This is a genomic window from Streptomyces sp. BE303 (assembly GCF_036290945.1).
Classification (GTDB): Bacteria; Actinomycetota; Actinomycetes; order Streptomycetales; family Streptomycetaceae; genus Kitasatospora.
The window spans coordinates 60,475-78,677 of record NZ_JAQYWZ010000428.1 but is presented as its reverse complement, the minus strand read 5'-3'; the positions used below and the strand labels follow the sequence as shown (position 1 = coordinate 78,677).

Annotated in this window: 17 protein-coding genes; 8 read left to right on the top strand and 9 right to left on the bottom strand. The window is 72.0% G+C overall.

Going from position 1 to position 18,203, the window contains the following annotated elements:
- Positions 1-284: 284 nt before the first annotated feature.
- On the bottom strand, positions 285-761 hold the full coding sequence (locus PUR56_RS08525) for a hypothetical protein (protein ID WP_329878746.1): 477 nt from the start codon (positions 759-761) through the stop codon (positions 285-287).
- Between the two features lie 953 nt (positions 762-1,714).
- Between PUR56_RS08525 and PUR56_RS08520 the strand changes: the two genes are divergently transcribed.
- The gene (locus PUR56_RS08520) at positions 1,715-1,882 is read left to right on the top strand and encodes a hypothetical protein (RefSeq protein ID WP_329948432.1); all 168 of its coding nucleotides are present in this window, start codon (positions 1,715-1,717) and stop codon (positions 1,880-1,882) included.
- 287 nt (positions 1,883-2,169) lie between these two features.
- Positions 2,170-2,691 (top strand): hypothetical protein, encoded by a 522-nt coding sequence (locus tag PUR56_RS08515; protein WP_329948431.1) that lies wholly within the window; start codon positions 2,170-2,172, stop codon positions 2,689-2,691.
- A 556-nt stretch (positions 2,692-3,247) separates the two neighbouring features.
- Here PUR56_RS08515 and PUR56_RS08510 read toward each other — a convergent pair.
- The 3 genes from PUR56_RS08510 to PUR56_RS08500 form a co-directional block, all read right to left on the bottom strand.
- Positions 3,248-3,817, bottom strand: coding sequence for an ATP-binding protein (locus PUR56_RS08510; RefSeq protein ID WP_329875559.1), 570 nt, complete (start codon positions 3,815-3,817; stop codon positions 3,248-3,250).
- Positions 3,818-3,856: 39 nt separating this feature from the next.
- Positions 3,857-4,432 carry a hypothetical protein gene (locus tag PUR56_RS08505; RefSeq protein ID WP_329948430.1) on the bottom strand — a complete coding sequence of 192 codons (576 nt, stop codon included), beginning with the start codon at positions 4,430-4,432 and terminating at the stop codon, positions 3,857-3,859.
- A 122-nt stretch (positions 4,433-4,554) separates the two neighbouring features.
- Positions 4,555-5,790 carry a helix-turn-helix domain-containing protein gene (locus PUR56_RS08500; RefSeq protein WP_329875555.1) on the bottom strand — a complete coding sequence of 412 codons (1,236 nt, stop codon included), beginning with the start codon at positions 5,788-5,790 and terminating at the stop codon, positions 4,555-4,557.
- A gap of 745 nt (positions 5,791-6,535) precedes the next feature.
- Here PUR56_RS08500 and PUR56_RS08495 point away from each other — a divergent pair.
- Positions 6,536-7,060: a GNAT family N-acetyltransferase gene (locus PUR56_RS08495; RefSeq protein ID WP_329875553.1), complete on the top strand. Its 525-nt coding sequence runs from the start codon at positions 6,536-6,538 to the stop codon at positions 7,058-7,060.
- A 232-nt stretch (positions 7,061-7,292) separates the two neighbouring features.
- Here the strand turns inward: PUR56_RS08495 and PUR56_RS08490 are convergent, their stop codons facing one another.
- The gene (locus PUR56_RS08490; RefSeq protein ID WP_329875551.1) at positions 7,293-8,003 is read right to left on the bottom strand and encodes an HAD family hydrolase; all 711 of its coding nucleotides are present in this window, start codon (positions 8,001-8,003) and stop codon (positions 7,293-7,295) included.
- Positions 8,004-8,340: 337 nt separating this feature from the next.
- Between PUR56_RS08490 and PUR56_RS08485 the strand changes: the two genes are divergently transcribed.
- Positions 8,341-9,069 carry a GntR family transcriptional regulator gene (locus PUR56_RS08485; protein WP_329875549.1) on the top strand — a complete coding sequence of 243 codons (729 nt, stop codon included), beginning with the start codon at positions 8,341-8,343 and terminating at the stop codon, positions 9,067-9,069.
- Between the two features lie 31 nt (positions 9,070-9,100).
- Here PUR56_RS08485 and PUR56_RS08480 read toward each other — a convergent pair whose 3' ends face one another.
- A complete protein-coding gene (locus PUR56_RS08480; RefSeq protein WP_329948429.1) occupies positions 9,101-10,174 on the bottom strand; it encodes a zinc-binding dehydrogenase in 1,074 nt (357 codons plus the stop codon).
- Positions 10,175-10,309: 135 nt separating this feature from the next.
- Positions 10,310-12,382, bottom strand: a complete 2,073-nt coding sequence (locus PUR56_RS08475; protein ID WP_329948428.1) for an alkaline phosphatase D family protein — start codon at positions 12,380-12,382, stop codon at positions 10,310-10,312.
- 406 nt (positions 12,383-12,788) lie between these two features.
- Here PUR56_RS08475 and PUR56_RS08470 point away from each other — a divergent pair, with 406 nt between their 5' ends.
- From PUR56_RS08470 to phnE, 3 genes are read left to right on the top strand one after another with little or no spacing between them, the layout of a single operon-like run.
- Entirely contained in the window at positions 12,789-13,703 is a 915-nt protein-coding gene (locus PUR56_RS08470) for a phosphate/phosphite/phosphonate ABC transporter substrate-binding protein (RefSeq protein WP_329875544.1), read from the top strand.
- Positions 13,703-14,416 carry a phosphonate ABC transporter ATP-binding protein gene (locus tag PUR56_RS08465; protein WP_329875542.1) on the top strand — a complete coding sequence of 238 codons (714 nt, stop codon included), beginning with the start codon at positions 13,703-13,705 and terminating at the stop codon, positions 14,414-14,416. Before PUR56_RS08470 ends, PUR56_RS08465 begins: the two co-directional genes overlap by 1 nt.
- 5 nt (positions 14,417-14,421) lie before the next feature.
- On the top strand, positions 14,422-15,234 hold the full coding sequence (phnE, locus tag PUR56_RS08460) for a phosphonate ABC transporter, permease protein PhnE (protein WP_329875540.1): 813 nt from the start codon (positions 14,422-14,424) through the stop codon (positions 15,232-15,234).
- An 88-nt stretch (positions 15,235-15,322) separates the two neighbouring features.
- Here phnE and PUR56_RS08455 read toward each other — a convergent pair whose 3' ends face one another.
- Both PUR56_RS08455 and PUR56_RS08450 read right to left on the bottom strand, forming a co-directional pair.
- A complete protein-coding gene (locus PUR56_RS08455; protein WP_329948427.1) occupies positions 15,323-15,880 on the bottom strand; it encodes a DoxX family protein in 558 nt (185 codons plus the stop codon).
- Positions 15,881-16,320: 440 nt separating this feature from the next.
- The gene (locus PUR56_RS08450; RefSeq protein ID WP_329948426.1) at positions 16,321-17,814 is read right to left on the bottom strand and encodes a N,N-dimethylformamidase beta subunit family domain-containing protein; all 1,494 of its coding nucleotides are present in this window, start codon (positions 17,812-17,814) and stop codon (positions 16,321-16,323) included.
- Positions 17,815-18,067: 253 nt separating this feature from the next.
- Here PUR56_RS08450 and PUR56_RS08445 point away from each other — a divergent pair, with 253 nt between their 5' ends.
- Positions 18,068-18,202: a hypothetical protein gene (locus tag PUR56_RS08445; protein ID WP_329875535.1), complete on the top strand. Its 135-nt coding sequence runs from the start codon at positions 18,068-18,070 to the stop codon at positions 18,200-18,202.
- Position 18,203 lies beyond the last annotated feature (1 nt).

The window sequence follows — 18,203 nt, the reverse complement described above, 5'->3', positions numbered from 1 at the left end:
GCGTGCCACGGTTCGGGTACCGGAAGGCGTCGGTGCGGACCAGGTGTCCTTCCCTGGTCAGGGCGTTCCCGCCGTGCCGCGCCACCCGTACCGGCTGTCCCACTCCAGAACTCGGTCCCGCAGCCTCGTGGGATCGATCTACGGTCTCCCGCGAGAGCAGTCCCACAGAGCCCGCCCGCCGATTCGAAGCCGACGCGAGCCGGCCGTCGGCCGTAGCGCGGGCCCAGCAGCTCTGCGGTGGAAGGGCGTTGTGGGTCTCCTGGCGGCCGGAGGCGGGGTGGCCGTCAGCGCTTGATATCGATCTTTCCCTGTCCGGCCATGGCCCCGACGCCCATCTCCGCTCCGCCTCCGACGAAGGAACCGATGTACTCGCCGTCCAGGCCCCACAGGTTGATGTTGAACATGGCTGCGGTGGTGGTCGCCTCGAAGCGGGTGGTCCAGCCCTCGTAGTCGCGCAGGTGGCCGTTGAGCCACAGGGTGCCCCAGACGTCTCCGGCTCCGACGCTCAGGCCACCTCCGGCGCCGGTGATCTCGTACTCGACGCCCCTGTCGTCGGTGAAGTCCCCGGAGAAGCCGCCCCCGAGGACCGAGAAGGAGTGCACGGATCCGGAGTAGGAGAACTTCTTGTGGACGATCACCGCCTGCCCGGCGATCACGTCGGGGCCGATGGCCCGCCGGGTTGTGATCAGGTCGAGGTGGGACTCGGCGGCCCGGCTGTAGTGCTCTGCCAACTGCGGGTGGGCGGTGTCGTGGATGCTCATGGCGAGGGGTCCTCGATTCGTCTTGGGGACGCCGGGCGCGGGTGCGCACAGTGGCTTGATCATCCCAGCCCGCCCCGGGACACCGCCGCACGGAGAGGCGTGAACAGGCTGTCGAGAATGCGGAGTTGACGCCCGCGGCGCCGTACCGGCGGACCGGCTGGCCATGATCGCGCACCGGGCGCCAGGTCCTTGATCACTCGAACGAGTGGCCATTGGCGGGAATCCGAAGAGTGCTCGCATAATCACTTTGAGTCATGGAGCGATCGTGTCGTGCCGCCTCGACCGTAGATCGCCACGGCGCCGCGTCATGCCCGAACGCACCAGGCGGCGTTCGGCCCACCTCGGCAGGACGATCTCGCCCGAGACGGGGCGGCGGCACACCTCGACCGACCGAGCCACCACAGGAGAAGCCGGTGCCCGGCCACGACGACAGCAACAACCTCACCGGCAACCGTCCCTACAACTACCGGTCCTCCGCGTAGGAGGGGCAGGACGAGCAGGACAAGGACCGGACCTTCTACGTCACCGTCACCGGCGGCGCCAAGGACCTCCTTGACGCGCTCGTCTCCGAGCGGAACCCCGAGTACTCCGACCACGAGCGCGCCAACCTCCTGGACCGCCAGGACGGCACGTTCACGGTCGCCTACCTGGACCGCAAAACCGCCGAGCGCGCCGCAGGCCTGTTCGAGACGGCGGGTGCCCAGGTCGAGACGGTGGGCAAGGACACCAGCCTCTGACCGCCCGGCGGAGCGGATCCGAGCCCGAACTCCGGCGGGGCGACCGCCCCACCGGAGCTGGCTGCCGGTGTCTGGACGGCGCCGTTGGACAGGGGCGCAGCGCTCGCCTGGGGCAGGACGCGGAACATGGGGCTTGCGTGGCTCAACGCCGTGACCCGTCCGCAGGTGACTCGTTGGCCCAGGTGCCCGCGAAGCCATTCGAGAGATGAGAGCACCGTGCCCGAGACCGAGGAGTTTGCCGACGAGCAGCCCGAGCTGGTCGTCCGCAGGATCGCAGACCCGCAGGACGGCGGCGATGACCCTGCCGGGGACGCGGACGGCCAGGAGCCCGGACCGCAAGCCCGGACACGCGCCGACGGCATGATGACCCAGGGCCAGATGTAGCCGACGCCGCGAAGCCGGAGGGCCTGGAGGCCGACGGGCCGGGCGGCGAACACCGGTGGTCGATCAGCGACCTCGACGCCGGACCGGGCCCTGGTGGGAGCCGACCGGCACCAGGTCCTGACCAGCACCACCACCCACACCTTGATGCCCGCCCCGGACAGGGCGGGCATCAAGGTGTCCGGCGCGTTCCCGCCAGGATCCTCGGTGTCGAGGAGGGGGCACCGCCGAGGTCGGGGCGGAGGGTCGTCACCTCCCGGACCCCGGGGCCCGTCCCCGGGAGCGAATCGGTGGAGTACAGGACCACCGGACTGATCGAACGTTGGGACGGTACCGCCTGGCACCGGCTCGCCGCTCCCGAGATCGACGGGGACTGGCGGCTCAGCTCCGTCACCGAGATCGCGCCGGACGACGTCTGGGCGGTCGGGAACACCGCCTACCCCGACGACCGGCCCGTCCTGCTGCACTACGACGGCCGGGACTGGACCAGGGTCACCGCCCCCGCCTTCACCGGCCTCTACGGCGAGTACCAGAGCGTTGCGGCCAACGGGCCCGACGACGTATGGGTGGTGGGCCGGGCCGTCCTCACTGACCAGGACCGCGGCCACCCGCTGGTCGCCCACTGCGACGGCCGCTCCTGGAGCACGGTGGCCGCCCCGGAGGGCGTGGCCGGCAAGCTGTGGTCGGTCACCGCCGTCCCGGGCGGCATGGCCGCCGTCGGCTGGGACACGAGCGGCGGGCCGGACCGGCCGCTCGGCCTGCGCTTCACCCACGGCCGCTGGGAGACGCTCGACCTCTCCGTGCCCGGCTAAGCCGACCTGTCCTACCAGGCGGTGGTGGCCGGGCCGGGCGGCCGGTTGACCGCTGTGGGCGCCGGCACCACCCCGAAGTCGTCGACCTACCAGCCGATGGTGCTCACCGGCCGCAGGTGACGCCTCCCCGCCCGGGTCCACGGATCACGCATCGTGGGCCCGGGCGATCAGCAGTCGCCGGCCTGGTCCTGGACGACCATCGGGGCCCTTCGGCCCGCCAGGTCGGCAGGTGGGCAGGTCGGAAGGTCGGAAGGTCGGAAGGTTCCCATCCGTGTCGTCGTACGGGGCGTCGGAGACCAGAAGAGGACGTGTCCCCGGGGTCGCGGATCGGGACCTGGGACTACACCGACCGGCGCGGAGGGGGCTCGGGTCAATCCGCGCCGCGTTCCCGGGGAGGCGTTCCGGGCGAGGCCCGCGCGGTGAACTCGGGCGCGCTCGGTGGGGGACCCGCCGCTCTTCCGCGTCCCCTCCCCGGAGGGCGTCCGGGAAGGGGGTTGAGCCCGGGGTATGCAGCACGGTGGGAGGCTGCAGACCCCGGGAGTCGGTGGGGTGGCGCCTACGCGGCCGGGGCGGGGCGGCGCGGGCTCGTGTGGCGGGGGCGGGCGGGTATCGCGTCGCCGATGGCCGGTCGGGGTCGGGCCCGGCCGGTCAGGCCGTGGGCTCGTGGCACGGCGGTCGTCACCACGGCGGTGGGCAGGTCCTCCACCCCGGCGGTCGGCGGCCGGCCGGCGGCGGCCTGGTCCACCGCCAGCGTGAACCACACGGTCTTGCCGCCGCCGGGTTCGGAGTGCCAGCCGAAGTGGTCGGCCAGCTCGCGGACGAGGGCCAGGCCGCGGCCGCTCTCGTCGTCGTCGGTGGCCGTCCGGAGGCAGGGCGGGGTGCTGCTCTGGTCGGTCACGGAGACCCTCAGCGTGCCGGGGTCGGCCGTCCAGGTGATCCACAGTTCGCCGCCGGCCGGGCTGCCGTGGGTGACCGCGTTGGTGACCAGCTCGGAGGCGAGGAGCTTCGCGTCGCCGAGCTGGTCGTCGTCGAGGACCGCGCCGAGTTCGATGACGGCGTCCGTCGTAGCCTGCCGGACCACGCCGACGCTCTGAAGTTCAGCCGCGATCGTGAGATCAATCCGCATGACCATCGTTCCTGTCCTGGTCGGCCGTGGTGTCGAGGCTCATCGGGCCGGCTCGGCAGGTGAGCCGAGCGAGAGCGTCTCCAGGCGGCGGCTGACGTCGGCGCCGTGCAGCAGGGTGGTCGGTGTGTTCGTCTGGGGAACCCAGGGCAGGGTGTCCCACCGCGTACCGTGGGACGGTGGAAGGGCAATCCAGCCGTCCGGACCGGAGCGGACCTCGATGTTGTCGCGGTCCGCCTTCGCGTACCGGCCGGTTGCCGGGAGAACAAGGATGACGACCAGGTCGGCGGTGACGATGGACGGCACCTGGGCGATCTGGTCAAGGGCAACCATCACGGCGATGCCGAGAGGGCGAGGGAGGGCCACAGCGTCGAAGCCGGCCGTCCAGGCGATGAGGCCCGCGCCGGGGGCGCTCCCCAACTCGTCGACAACGTGCCGGGGCTCCGAGAAGACCGGGCTGTCGGGGCGCGGGTGGGCACCGGGAACCGGGCAAGCCGGGTTCCCGCAGGTACAGCCCTGCCGGGGTCGGTGTCGGTAGCCGACGGACAACGGCCAGCGCAGGATGGTCGAGTAGCCCGTCGCAGCGTCGTCCGGCCGGCGGGTGTTGATCAGCTCCATTGCCAGTCTCTCCCACGGTGATCACGCACGTGACTCTGGTGACCTTCTGAGAGTGACAGCCAAAGAACAGCGCGCCCCCTAGAAATTCTAGGGGGCGTCATATGTTCTATTTGACAAGGGAGTTACTGTACGAGCTCCATGTTGTGGATGAGGCCTGAGAGGGCTACTGCCTGGGATGGAACTCCGAGCTGGACAAGCTCCGTGACCAGGGCGCGGCTCATGGGATCCGCGTACACGTAGTGTGGCGCCGCCGTCGCGGCTTCCTTCAACTTGACGACCGCTGCTGCAGCCCGGCCCATCCGGTACATGGCCCGCGCCTGATCGATCGCGTAGTGTGTCCGACGTTCCATCGACGGCACCTCGGTGATGTCCACCTGTGGAACGCGCTGAAGACCGCGGTCCGGCTGGTCCACCTCGACGCCGGCCTCCGCGGCGTGCACCGCGACAACACCTCGACCGAAAACGGTGTGGTTCGCCAGGTCGTACCAGCCCGGTCCGAGACGGTTCGCGTCCTCCAACGCGGCATCGATCCGGGCCCACGCGTCCTCCCTCTGCCCGGCACGGGCGTGGGCGATCGAGCACCGCAGGTGCAGGGCGCCACGCAACGACACCGCCGCTTGCTCACCTGGCCCGCTCCGGGCATGCGGCTCCAGGTCCCGCATCGCTGCCTCGGCTACCGCGATGGTCTCCCGGTTCGATGCCTGGTGCAGCAACGCACCGCACCGGTCCCAGGCGACCGCGGCTCTCATCAGAGGATCGTCAACGGCCGTCGCGGCGCCGGCGGCCACTTCTGCCGCCGACCACGCCAAGTCAGGGTAGCCGAGCTGGTTCAGGCACATCCTGGCCGTCCGGGCCGCGTCGACGAGCAGCCTCAACGCCTCGCTCCGCTGGGTCCCTGCGAGGGTGAGCACCGCTGTGTTCAGGTCTTCGATCAGCGGGGGCAGCAGGGTGGCGACATGCGGCAGGTTGGCCGCCTGCCGGGCCGCGTTGGCCCGCCGGGACTGCTTGCGCAGTTCTGCGAGCTCGACCGGAGCACCCTGCGGGATGAGCCCGGGGTGGCCCGACAGGATCAGGCTGGCACGGCGGATGCCGGTACGGATCGCGGGGACGTGGGCGAGGGTTCCCCCTGCGCGTTGCAGTCGGTACGGCTGACCGAGCAGCCAGACCACGTCAACGTCGCATTGCTCGGCGATGGCGGTGATCACGCTGTATCGGTCGAGAACCATCCGACCGCTCTCCACGTTGGCGACCCAGGACTCGGCGCGTCCGAGGAAGTCGGCAAGCTCAACTTGCGTCAGGCCGGCTGCATTTCGGGCGATCCTCACCCTAGCGCCGATGTGCTCACTGTTCAGGGGCATACTGGGGCTCTCCGTTCTGACCTCGACGACCAGGACGGTACTCCGGACGGCGTCCCTGTGGAGCACTACGGTGTGACGGGGGCGCCATCTGTGCGTGACGTCAGGTCGTTCTGGCCTGTGTGGGTCGGGCGAGCAGGGCCGGCCGACGCCGAGGCGGCGCGGGGCTACCGGGTTTCGGGCGATGCACTCCCGCTTCTGCTCTACGGCCACGTGGTGGATGAGCCGGCGGAGCTTGGCCCGTTCGGCCTCGGGCGCTCGGACCTCGGTGGTCACGTCGGCCTGGATCGGGTGCGGCGGGTGCGCCTGCATCCGGACCGGGCCGGACCGGGCCGGGCTCGATGTCGGTGAGGTGGCGGTGGGAGATGTGGAACCAGTCAGCGCAATCGAGGTCCGTGGCGAGCGCGGACCGGTCGATGCGGTCGCCGAGTTTGGCCAGCCGGCCTGGCGGCTGGCTCCCTCGGGCTGAAAGTGCTTCGCACCAGGCGCTCGCCGCCACGCCCGTCGCCTTCCGTCACAACCGAGGACTGGTAACCGCTCGCCTTGCTCTGGCCCAACTTGATCAGAACGAGATCGGACAGGCATGCGAGACCGCTGCCGGCGTTTACGACCTGATGGGCGACGATCCGCTGCCGTCTCGTCTGCGAATCCTCCTGGACGACTTCCGCCGAGAGTTCATCACCCTGGCGCCGACCTCTCGCGATACTCGAAAGTGGACCAGCTTCGTTCGTACCCCGGAAGGCTCGCGATGACGATAGACCTCCGCCACTTCCACGGCGACAACCTGCCGGAAGACCACCGTCAGGTGCTGCTTGAGGTCCACTCCGATGCCTATCAGGCGCAGGCGGACGATCCGTTCGTCCAGCGGTTCGCCTGGTTCGTCGATCACTGGACCGCACGCTCCGGGTATTCCTGCGTCGTCGCGTACGAGGACAGCACTCCGGTCGGCTTCGCCTACGGCGCACCCCTGACGACCGGGGCCGAAGGGTGGCGCCCGCACCTCGATCCGGCACCCGAACGAACCCGAACTTTCGCTGTCTCCGAGGTGATGGTGCGTCCGGCATGGCGGAAGCAAGGCATCGCGCAGGCCGTTCACGATGTCCTCCTCGCCGACCGCGGCGAGGCCCTCGCGGTGCTCTACGTCGACACCACCCACCCCCGAGTCCAGGCGATGTATGAGAGCTGGGGGTACACCAAGGTCGGCGAGCACCGTCCCTTCGAGGATGCACCGCTGTACGCCGTCATGTTGCAGGAACTGGTCGTGCACACGTAGTCCTCCCGAATCCGCAGCAGCCGACCGCCGGAGTCCGGACGACCGGGAGCCGGCGGCCGTGGATCACCGGCGAGGCACTCGTCTCATCTCTCGCCCCCTCCACCCCTCCACTGCTGTGCCACCGGGCCGGGCCCCCACGAGCGGCGCCGCCGGCTGATCGGACGCGGCTACCGGTACGTCGCCCGGCCTCGGATCCCGCTGCTGGAGTCGTCGGGGCCGATGACGGCCGGGGTCACGGCGCGGCGTTCGTGTCGAGGGCGTCGAGCAGGGAGGGCAGGTCGGTGACGCTGTCCAGGACGTGGGTGTGGGGGGCGGCGGCGAAGTCGCTGTCGCCGTGCGAGCCGGTGCGGACGGCGGCGGCGACGCGGGCGCCGGCGCGGTGGGCGGCCAGGAGGTCGCTGGTGGTGTCGCCGGCGGCGGCCAGGTGGTGGACGGACTCCGTACCGGTGCGCAGCAGTGCCGTGAGCAGCATGTCGGGGTGCGGTCGCCCGCGGCCGGCATCGGCGGGCGACAGGGCCAGGGTGACGAGGTCGTGCCAGCCGAGTCCGCGGAGGACGCGGTCGCGGGTGGCGGGGGAGAAGCCGGTGGTGAGCACGACGTGGCGGCCGGCCGAGCGCATCTGCTCGATCGCGTCGGCGGCGCCAGGAATCTCGCGGACGCCCTCGGTGTCCAGGGCCTCGTCGTAGGCGGTCTCGAAGGCCTGGTTGGCGAGGTCGGCGCGGGCTTCGTCGCCGTCGGCCAGGGCACGGAAGACCTCGATCTTCGACCGGCCCATGGTCTCCCGTGCGTAGGCGACGGCGGCGGTGTGGTCGGCGGTGCCCGTTGGGATGCCGATGGCGTCCAGCGCCCGGTGGAAGGCGGTGAGGACGGCGCCGCCGTCCTCGACGGTGGTGCCGGCCATATCGAGGCAGACCAGCTGGACGGAGAGTCGGGACGCGAGCATGGCTGTCCTGTTCCTTTGCGTGCGAGGGGGGAGTGGGAGGAGAGAGGGCCGCAGGGGCCCGACGCGGCGGGCGCGGTGCTGGTGGGCAGGGCCCTGCTGACGTCGCGCGGCGGCGCGGTATCCGTATCGGCCTGCGTGCCCGACCGTGTCAGGTGCCGGAAGGGCGGGTCAAGACTTGTACTGACAAGTTGCCGATTGTTCACCTGGATCACCTCGATGCCTGGGTGGCGACGGGCCCGGGTGGAGTGCTGTTCCGCAGTTCATCTGGTACGGGTCGAAAGATGTCATGACAGGTGGCGGGGTAGGGCGGTCCATGACACCTGTAGGGTCAGGTCCCGTGAAGGAATCACTGCACGGTGTCGTCGCCGCCCAACTGCGTCAGCGGATCCGGAGCGGCTCGTTGAAGGTAGGCGAACTCCTGCCCTCGGAAGCCGAGTTGTGCGAGGAGTTCGCGGCCTCCCGCACTCCGGTGCGCCAGGCGCTGGCGACCCTCCGGGAGGAGGGGCTGATCAGCGGGGGGCAGGGACGGCGGTCGGTGGTGCTGGACGCGGTGCCGTCCCAGCCGTTCGAGTCGCTGCTGTCCTTCACCACCCGGGCCCGGCTGACCGGGCACAGCCCGGGGCAGCGGTTGCAGGAGATCGCGCTGCGCAGACCGCAGGCGGCCGTCGCGGCGGCACTGGAGGTCGACGCCGAGGCGCTGGTGGTGCAGTTGCTGCGGCTTCGGCTGCTGGACGGCCGGCCGGCGATGCTGGAACGGATGACCTACACCGAGGCGGTGGGCCGTCCGCTGCTGGGCGCGGACCTGGACGCGGGCTCGATCTACGCGCTGTTGACCGAGAACGGGGTCGAGTTGGCCGCGGCCCGGCACACCTTCGACGCGGTCGCCGCCGACGAGGTCGACGCGCAGCTGCTGGAGGTCGAGGTGGGCGCGCCCCTGCTGCGCGAGCGGCGGCTCACCACGGACGCCCAGGGGGTGCCGGTGGAGTGGTCCGAGGACCGCTACCGGCCGGACGTGGCGAACGTGACGGTCACCAACACCCGCTCCGCGCGCTCGGCGCAGCTCTAGGTGTGCCGGCCGCACCGCCGGGCGGGCGCGGTCACCGGGAGTGCGGGGCGAGCGCCTGGCGCGGCGCGGTCCCGGTGCGGGCCGCTTCGACGGCGTCCTCGATCCGCTCCAGCGGGTGGGCTGCGGCGACCAGGGACGCGAACGGGTAGGTCTCGTGATGGGCCGCCAGGAAGCGGACGGCGGTGTCCAGGTCGTCGGGGCGGTAGTTGTGGACGCCGATGACGGTGTGCAGGCCGCGCACCAGGCGTTCGGGATCGAGGGCGACGGCGGGGCCGGGCGAGACGGAGCCGACCAGCACGGCCCGGCCGCCGACGGCGAGCGAGTCCAGGCAGCGCTGGACGGCGGCGGGCCGGCCGGAGAAGTCGAGGGCGACGTCGGCCTCACCGACCTCCTCGGCGGTGTCGAAGGCGGCGCTCGCGCCGAACCGCAGCGCCTCGGCGCGCCGCGCGGGATCGGGGTCGACCGCGCTCACCCGGGCGCCGGCGGCGGCGGCCATCGCCGCGGCGGTCAGACCGAGCATGCCCGCGCCGGTGATCAGGACCCGCTGCCCGGCCGGCTCGCCGGCGGCGGCGAGGGCGGCGGCGACGGTGGCCGTGGCGCAGGAGGCGGGGCTGGCGACCGTGTCGGGCAGGCCCGCGGGCACGGCGACGACGGCGGTGCCGGGCAGCACCAGGCAGTGGGTGGCGAAGCCGCCGTTCAGCGGGGCGAGCGGGGACCACGGCTCGTGGCCGTACTTGCGCAGGCTCAGGCACTTGTGCGGCAGGCCGCGTTCGCACCGCTCGCACCGTCCGCACGAGGCGGCCACCGACCACACCACCCGCATCCCCTCCTCGACCGGCGTGCCGTCCACGCACCGCACACCGCCGGCACCCACGCCGACCACGGTGCCCACCTGCTCGTGGCCGAGCAGTGCGGGTACGGGCGAGGGGCGGCGGCCCTCGACCGTGTGCAGGTCGCTGCCGCAGATGGTGGCCAGGTCGATGCGCACCAGCAGTTCGCCGTCGCAGGGGGTGCGGGGCGTGGCGCCGTCCAGCAGGGAGAAGGGCTTGTCCACGCCCTCCCAGCGGGCGAGGCGGACCGGGATCAGGTCAGTGGAATCGTTCACTCGTCGAACTTGTCATGAAAGTGCGCACTCATCAAGTACTTATCATGACAGGTTGGGCGAAGATCAGATGAACCCCGGTGTCTCGCACCGCTCGCCGACGGGCGGTGCGAGACACCGGGGTTCGGTGGCGAGGGATCAGGCCGGATGGCCGAGCTCGGTCGCGGTGCGGTGGACCTCGAAGAGACGTCGGCCGGCGCGGTTGATCCAGGTCGCGGTGAGCGTCGCCGGGGAGACCGTGGTGTCCGCGACGAGCTTGAGGAACACGTACGGCTCCACGGCGCTGGCGACCAGGGCCGGGTGCGGGGTGTTGAGGCTGGCGATGGTGCTGCCGTGCAGTGGGCTCACGATGAACTGCCACAGGTCGTAGCCGATCCGGGGCCCGTAGTTCAGCGCGCGGGAGACGTGCACGTCGCCGCTGACCAGGAAGCAGCCGGGGATCCGCTCGGCGGCGAGGAAGTCGAGGATCGCGTCCTTCTCGTACTGGTAGGTGGCCCAGTCGTCGGTCTCCGAGTTGCCCTTGTCGTCCCAGATCATGCCGGAGGTGATGGCCTTGAACGGGGCGGTGCTGGCCCGCAGCGAGGCGCGCAGCCAGTCCCACTGAACCTGGCCCAGGCACGTGGTCCTGGTGGGGTCGGCCCAGCTGGGGCCGGTGTTGCTGAACCAGCGGGGATCGAGCAGGAAGACCTCGACGGGGCCGCGGCGGAACGAGGTGTAGACGGCCCGGCCGGCCGTTCTGGTGGTCAGGCGGGTGCCGTCGTCGGCGTGGCCGAAGGAGGCGTTGGCACGGTAGTCCACGAAGGCGGTGCGGGTGTTGACCTTGCCCGCGAAGGAACCGTTGATGCCGTTGCCGCCGAAGTCGTGGTCGTCCCAGGTGCCCCAGGTCGGCATGGTGGAGACCATCTGGGCGATCTCCGGCTGCGCGAGGAACTCGCGGTGCTTGGTGCGGGCCACGGCCAGGTTGCCCGAGTCGACGTAGGGGGTGTCGCCGAGCAGCACGAAGCTGTCGCAGCCCTCCTCGACCACGCGGGTCCACACGGTGTTCGGGGTGGAGGGGGCGCACGAGCCCAGGCCCATGGTCACGACGGCGGGCGCCCCGTCGGCCGGTGCGGTGGCGAAGGACCCGGTCAGGGGGATGAAGCCGGGGGCCGCGACGATCGGGGCGAGGGTGAACTCGTAGTGGGTCGCCGCCCGGAGGCCGGGGATGTCGGCGAGCAGGGTGTCGTCGTTGGCGGTGGAGATCGGCACGTCGACGACCTTCGACCAGCCGTCGGCCCGGCGCACGGTGCAGCGCCAGACGGGGTGGACCGCGGGGTCCAGGCCGGGGCGGGCCCAGAGACGCGCGGTGGTGGTGTCGACGTGTCCCACCAGCGGGCCGACCGAGGCCTGCGCCGGCATCGGGGTGGGCGGGACGGCGGGAGCGGTGCCCGCGCGCACCAGGGCGACGTAGCCGGCGAGGGCGGTGAAGAAGGTGACACTGTCCTGCACCGCGGCGGCCGGCTGGACGGTGGCGCCGCTGCTGTTGAAGCACTTGTCGACGGTCAGACTGGCCACCAGGAACCGGCCCGCGCCGTGCGCGCCTTCGAGCAGGCAGGGGTTGGCGCCGCCCGCGGTGCACGCCATCAGCACCCGCATGGCACGCCACGAGCCGACGGTCTCCCAGCTGACCCGGATGCCGGCGGCCCGGCCGGTGAACACCCTGCCGGAACTCCTCGGAAGCGCCGCGACGAGCGGGTGGTCGGCGACGATCGGCAGCACGGTGTCGTAGTCGGCGTCGGTGCGCACCGCGCCGAGTGCGGCCGGCAGGTAGGAGACCGCGGCGCCGAACTGGTCGGACTGGGCGAGGTCGAGGACCACGCCACCGCCGGCCACGAAGTCGCGCAGCGAGGCGGCCTGCGCGGCTACGTAGGCCGGGTACTGGGAGCCGTTGTTGGTGAAGCTGCCGAAGGCGATCAGGTCGACGTCCTGGGCGGTCGCGGAGCGGGTCGTGTCCAGGGGGACGACGGTGAAGCCGGCCCGGCGCAGCAGTTCGGCCAGGCCCGTGGCGTGGGTCCACTGGTCGGTGTACTCCAGCACCGCGGCACGCGGCTGCGCGGGGGCGGCGGCGGGGGTCGTGGGGACGGCGTGGGCGGGAAGGGTGGCGACGGCGGTGGTGAGGGCGGCTGCGCCGCCGACCAGCAAGGACCGTCGGTGAATTCCGTCTGGGCTCATGGGGGTGTTCCTCCTTTGACGGCAAAGGTCGCAGCGAAGTTGGAGCGCCAACAAGCACCTCTCACTACAAGTCATTCAGTGTTCACCTGGCCGGCTTCGGTGTCGAGAGGCCGCGATGACACCCGGGGCTGCTCGGCCGACCCGCGCGCGTCGCCCGAGCCAGGCGCGATGACCTGGGCGGTGGCGTGGGCGGTAGGGTGCCCGTGGTCAGGCCGGGCAAAGCCCGCGCGAGGTCACGGGCGAGTGAACAGGAAATGACTTGTCACAACAAGTAGTTGACCTGGGGTCGCCGCACCTGCCAGCGTTCCGGTGCCGGCCAAGAGCGGCGCCCCGTCCGGTGATGCCGGGCCGCGCACCCCGCCCCGGCTTCTCCCGGCTTCCCCCGTTGCTCACCTCGGAGCTCACCGTGCGTCTTCGTCCCCTCGTCCTCACCGTCACCGGCGCCCTCGCCGCGCTCTCCCTCACCGCCTGCGGCGGCGACGGCGGCACCTCCGCCGCCGGGAAGTCCGCCACCTGCCCGGGTGGCAGGATCCGCTTCGGCGTGGAGCCCTTCGAAGACCCCGCCAAGCTGACCCCGGCCGCCAAGGTCCTGGCCGACGCTCTCGGCGAACAGCTCAACTGCCCCGTCCAGCTCACCATCACCGAGGACTACTCCGCCGAGGTGCTCGCCCTGCAGAACGGCAAGCTCGACGTCGCCATGTTCGGCCCGCTCGGCTACGTGTTCGCCAGCCAGCGCGCCGGTGCCGAGGCCATCGCCTCGTTCGGTGACAGCGGTGGCAAGGTCTCCAGTTACACCGCCGGTATCTGGGTGCCGACCGATTCCGCCGTCCGCGAGGTCAAGGACCTCGCCGGGCACTCGCTCGCCCTGTCCTCGGTCGGCTCCACCTCCGGCGACGCGCTGCCCCGCAAGGCCCTGGTCGACGTCGGCCTGAAGACCTCCGACGTCAAGGTCAACTACGCCGGCGGCCACGCCGAGTCGCTGCTCGCGCTGGCCAAGGGAACCGTCGACGCCGCCGAGATCAACTCCCAGCAGCTCGCCAGCGCCACCCAGTCCAAGACCTTCGACCCGGCGAAGTTCCGCAAGATCTGGACCTCGGACGCCATCCCCAACGACCCCATCACCGTCCGCGGCAACCTCGACCCCGCGTTCAAGAAGGCCGTCGCCGACGCCCTCCTGCACCTTCCCAGCGACAAGGTCGGGCAGATCGGTGCCCTGCTCGCCGTCAAGCCCGCGGCGCCCCTGGTCGCCGTCGACAAGTCCACCTACCAGCCGCTGTTCGACCTGGCGGCCGCCCTCAACCTGACCGACAAGGACCTCTGATGCTGGTGCTCTCCGACATCACGGTGCGCTACGGCCCGCGGGAGGTCCTGCGCGGGGTGGACGTCACCGTCCCGCGCGGTGAGTTCCTCGCCGTGCTCGGGGCCAACGGCTGCGGGAAGTCCACCCTGCTGCGCGCGGCCGCCGGGCTGGAACCGGTGGCGGAGGGCACGGTGACGATCGACGGCAGGGCGGGCGACCCGCTCGCCCTCGCCATGGTCTTCCAGCAGATCCACCTGGTGGACCGGCGCTCCGTCCTCGACAACGTCTGCGCCGGGGCCCTGGGGCGGCTGCCGCTGCGGTACTCGCTCCACCCCCGCCTGTTCCCGCGGGAACTGCGGGAGGAGGCGATGGCCTGCCTGGACCGGGTCGGCCTCGCCGACCGCGCCCACGACCGGGCCGACCGGCTCTCCGGCGGCCAGCAGCAGCGCGTCGCCGTCGCCCGGGCACTGTGCCAGCGCCCCGAGGTGATCCTCGCCGACGAACCGGTCTCCGCCCTCGACCCGGCAGCGTCCGAACAGGTGCTGGCGCTGCTCGCCGAGCTCGCCCACCGGGAACGGCTCGCCGTCGTCGCCGTGCTGCACCAGCCCGCACTCGCCGCCCGGCACGCCGACCGCGTCATCGGCCTGAGCGACGGCCGGGTGCTGCTGGACGGCCCGCCGGACCAGAACGTCGACATCCTGTACCAGCCCGCACTCGCCGAAAGCCTGTCATGACCCCTGTGTCCAGCGCCGTTCGCGGCCTCCCCGTCCCGCCCCGCCCCCGGCGCCCCCGCACCGCGGTCAAGGCGCTGATCGTGGCCGCCGCCGTGGTCACCGCGCACGTGGTCGCGTGGAACACCACGGACATGTCGCTCTCCGAGCTGGCAGAGGGCTGGCACGGCATGGCCGACTTCCTCGGCGAGGCCTTCCCGCCCAGGCTCGACTGGGCGGTCCTGCAGCCGAGCCTGTCCGCGGCCCTTGTCACCCTGTGGATCGGCCTGCTCGGCACCACCCTGTCGATCCCGCCGTCCCTGGCACTGGCGCTGCTCGCCGCCCGCGACGTCGCCCCGTCCGGTCCGGTCTACCAGGCGGCGCGCTCGCTGCTGTCCTTCCTGCGCTCCGTGCCGGACGTGGTCTTCGCCCTGGTCTTCGTCACCGCTGTCGGCCTGGGCCCGTTCCCCGGCGTCCTCGCGCTGGTCTGCCACAACGTCGGCGTCATGGGCAAGTTGTGGGCCGAGGCGATCGAGGACGCCGACCCCGGCCCGTCGCAGGCGCTCAGGTCGGCGGGTGCCGGCCGCGTCCAGGTCGCCCTGCACGCCCTGCTGCCGACCGCCACGCCCCGGCTGGCCGGACTGCTGCTCTACCGACTGGATGTGAACGTCCGCGCCTCGCTGGTCCTCGGGCTGGTCGGCGCCGGGGGCATCGGGTTCCTGATCAACCAGTCGATCAAGCTGTTCCGGTTCGACGAGATGCTCACCCACATCCTGGTGGTGCTGGTGCTGATCGTCGCGGTCGACCGCCTTTCCGCAGCCGTCCGCCGCCGGCTGGCCTGAAGGCCGTGCGGGTTCGTCACCGTCCGGCCCCGGTGACAGGCCGTGCGTCAACCGGTGACGGTGGCTCCTGCGGGTGGTGCCGTGGCTGTCACGTGAAGCGGGGAGCGGACGCGCGCGGTCGTGCCGGCCGTACGAGCGTGGCTGCGACTGCGGCGATGTACACGATCTGGAGCAGTGTGCGCGGGCCGAGCGGGTCTCCTTGGGCGACGCCCCGGCGGGCGGCCGAGACGTTCGCCGGGAACACGGCGATCATGAGTGCGATCAGGCCGCCCGCCGCCCACCGGGCCGTCACCGGGATCAGCAGCCCTACCGCGCCGGCGGCTTCGAGCAGGCCCGTGGCCGTGACGAGGAGATCCGCACCGGGCATCCACGGCGGGACCATGTCGACGAGCTGGGGCCGCAAGCCAGGCGCGAAGTGGGCGATCGAGGTGAGCAGGAACATCGCCACCAGCCCGGCTCGCAGAGCCGGCTGCCACCCGGCGAACGCCCCCGCCCCGAGCAGCCCTGCCAGACGCGCTGCGGTGAATCCGACAACCAGCGCGATCAACGGCTCCACGCGGATCCCCTTCCAGCGACCATCCCGGTACGCCGGCGCGGTGGGCCCGCCGATCCGCCACCCGCGCCTGCCCGTCTCCCACTGCACCACCCCCGCCTCCACCCCGCCACCCGGGACGAGCCGGACGATCCTGCCCCGCGCCCGCCCGGACCGAGGTCCCGGAACGGGGATCTCCGAGAACACGCCGAAAGGAGGCGGCCGCAGGGCGGGACCGCACACGGTCCGGGAAGCGGCGCCGGCCCGTCACCGACGCCGCCGCGCTCTGCGCCCGGACCAGCGTCCGCACGACCGGCCGCCGCGTCCCTCGCCCCGTGGGCCGAAGGGCGCCGGCCGCCCCCGGCCCTGAACTCCGGCCGCCGCCGCTGGTGCCGATGACGGTCCCGTAGGCATCCCCCGTCCTTGACGACCGTGCCGTCGGCCGGCTGCTTCCAGACGACGGCGCTTCGGGGCCCGGCGGTGGCGGAGAGACAGGGCCGGCGGGTTTGTCGTGGCCGCTCGGCGTCGATCGTGGGCGACTGCGACGGACAGGTTCACCCGTGGTCGGTCGTACGAGGTCGATCGAGCACTCCGGACGATCGGGAGAGGAGGTCGACCACGTTCCGGGTGAGGGTGCGCACCTGGTGGTCCAGTGGCAGGAGCCGTGGCCAGTCGACGGTGGCGGCGGTGAAGACGGTGCCGCCCGCCGTGTAGAGGCCGAACGTCGCGGCCCGGTGCGGGTCCTCGTTCTCGCGGGCGGCGGTGTGCCAACCGGAGGCCGGATCGGTGGGGAGGGCGGCGACACCGAGGACGGTGAAGCCGGCCGGGGTGCCGTCCCTGCCGGTCGCGAAGGCTCGTCCGGTGGCGTCGCGGTGCAGGTCGGCGCCGTCGCACTCGTAGCCGACCAGGGAGTGCTCGGCGCCGAGGACGTCGCCGTCGCGCAGACCGGTGCCGGCGAAGACCGGGTGTTCGGTGTGTTGGACGGTGAAGCCGAGCGGGCTCCGGGCACCTTCCCAGTGACCGCCGCCGTTGCGGTAGCTGACGCCGGTCAGGGTGTTCTCCGGTTCGGTCTCCCACCAGTGGTCGGGGGCGCCGCGCAGGGTGTCGACATCGGTCCCCGGTGACGCGCCGGGCGGGAGTTTGGCGCACCGGACCATGGCGCCGTCGGCGGAGATCGCGACGCGCCACCAGCAGGTGTTGGCACCGAAGTTCGCGATGTTGCCGCCGAGGTCACGGAAGGCGGTGACGTGGCGGCGGGCGGCCTCGCTCCAGTACTCGTCGTGGCCTGCGGAGAGCAGCAGCCGGTATCCGTCCGTGAGGTGGGGGTCCGTGTGGAGGTCGAGGTCGGTGCAGTAGTCGGCAGCGAGGCCGGCGTTCTCCAGCCAGGCGATGAACGGGGCGTCCCAGTGGGCGAAGGTCTGGCGGGGGGTGCGCCGGTCGTGGGCGTCCGGTTGGCCCTTGACCGGCCCGCCGATTCCGCCACCGGGACGGCGCAGCGTCACCGTGGCGATGCGGTGGCCGAGTGCCCGGGCGTGGGTCTGCGGTGACCCGTAGAGGCTTCCGCCGCCGCTGGTGTTGTAGGCGTGGTAGGTGAGGACGGGCACCTTGTACAGGATCCGGGCCTTGGCGGACCCGGCGGCCGTCACCACGAACAGCAGCCGGCAGTCGCGCGCATCGAGGGCCTCGGCGCCGGTACCGGACGCTGGCAGGTCGGGCGGTCCTGCCGCGTGGGGCCGTAGGACCGCGATGTACACGCCCGAGGGCCAGTGGGCGGGGACGGCGAAGTCGTGGCCCGGCCACTGCCAGTCCTGGTCGTGGCGCCCGTCGGGGGCGTCCTTGCCGGGGGCGCTGAAACCGCCCATGTGGCGGGTCGCGGCGCCGCACCGGAAGAAGTCGACGCGGAACCGGTCGGCGCGGGTCGAGACGTGCAGGCGCAGCAGGTCGCCGGCCCGCACGCTCGGCCGTGCGGGGTAGCCGCTCACCGGGGTCGGGTCGGGGCCGCCCCGCGGCGTAGGCGTGGGCGTTCCACGGTGCTGATCGGTCGTCACCCGTCAGATTCTGGGGGTTCGGCCTGTCGGGCGGAACGCGGCGATTCGGACGATGCCCGGTGCCCGTACGAGGATCGGCCGACCTGCGGCATCTCCTCCCCGCGAGGCAACTTCCCGTCCGGTCGGCCCACGGACCTGTGTGGGGGTGTCGGGCGGGCCTCAAACCCCGCGCCAGCGACTCGGCTTGTTCACGTCAAGGAGTGACGGTCACTCTTGGAAGTCGAATGATTGCTGTGGATGATGATGGAGCCGAGTGTCCGTCACCGTCACCCTCGGCGGACTCCGGCACTACATCGAGGGGAGTTGGGCCATGAACGAGGACATCGAGCCGGTCGCCACCGAGGAACTGCCGGAACTGCCGCTGCTGATCGACCTTCCGGGCGAGTGAC

Bases quoted from the DNA above. Each gene is read 5' to 3' on its own strand.
- PUR56_RS08525 (WP_329878746.1), bottom strand. From the start codon at position 761: ATGAGCATCCACGACACCGCCCACCCGCAGTTGGCAGAGCACTACAGC.
- PUR56_RS08510 (WP_329875559.1), bottom strand. From the start codon at position 3,817: ATGCGGATTGATCTCACGATCGCGGCTGAACTTCAGAGCGTCGGCGTG.
- PUR56_RS08505 (WP_329948430.1), bottom strand. From the start codon at position 4,432: ATGGAGCTGATCAACACCCGCCGGCCGGACGACGCTGCGACGGGCTAC.
- PUR56_RS08500 (WP_329875555.1), bottom strand. From the start codon at position 5,790: ATGCCCCTGAACAGTGAGCACATCGGCGCTAGGGTGAGGATCGCCCGA.
- PUR56_RS08495 (WP_329875553.1), top strand. From the start codon at position 6,536: ATGACGATAGACCTCCGCCACTTCCACGGCGACAACCTGCCGGAAGAC.
- PUR56_RS08490 (WP_329875551.1), bottom strand. From the start codon at position 8,003: ATGCTCGCGTCCCGACTCTCCGTCCAGCTGGTCTGCCTCGATATGGCC.
- PUR56_RS08475 (WP_329948428.1), bottom strand. From the start codon at position 12,382: ATGAGCCCAGACGGAATTCACCGACGGTCCTTGCTGGTCGGCGGCGCA.
- PUR56_RS08465 (WP_329875542.1), top strand. From the start codon at position 13,703: ATGCTGGTGCTCTCCGACATCACGGTGCGCTACGGCCCGCGGGAGGTC.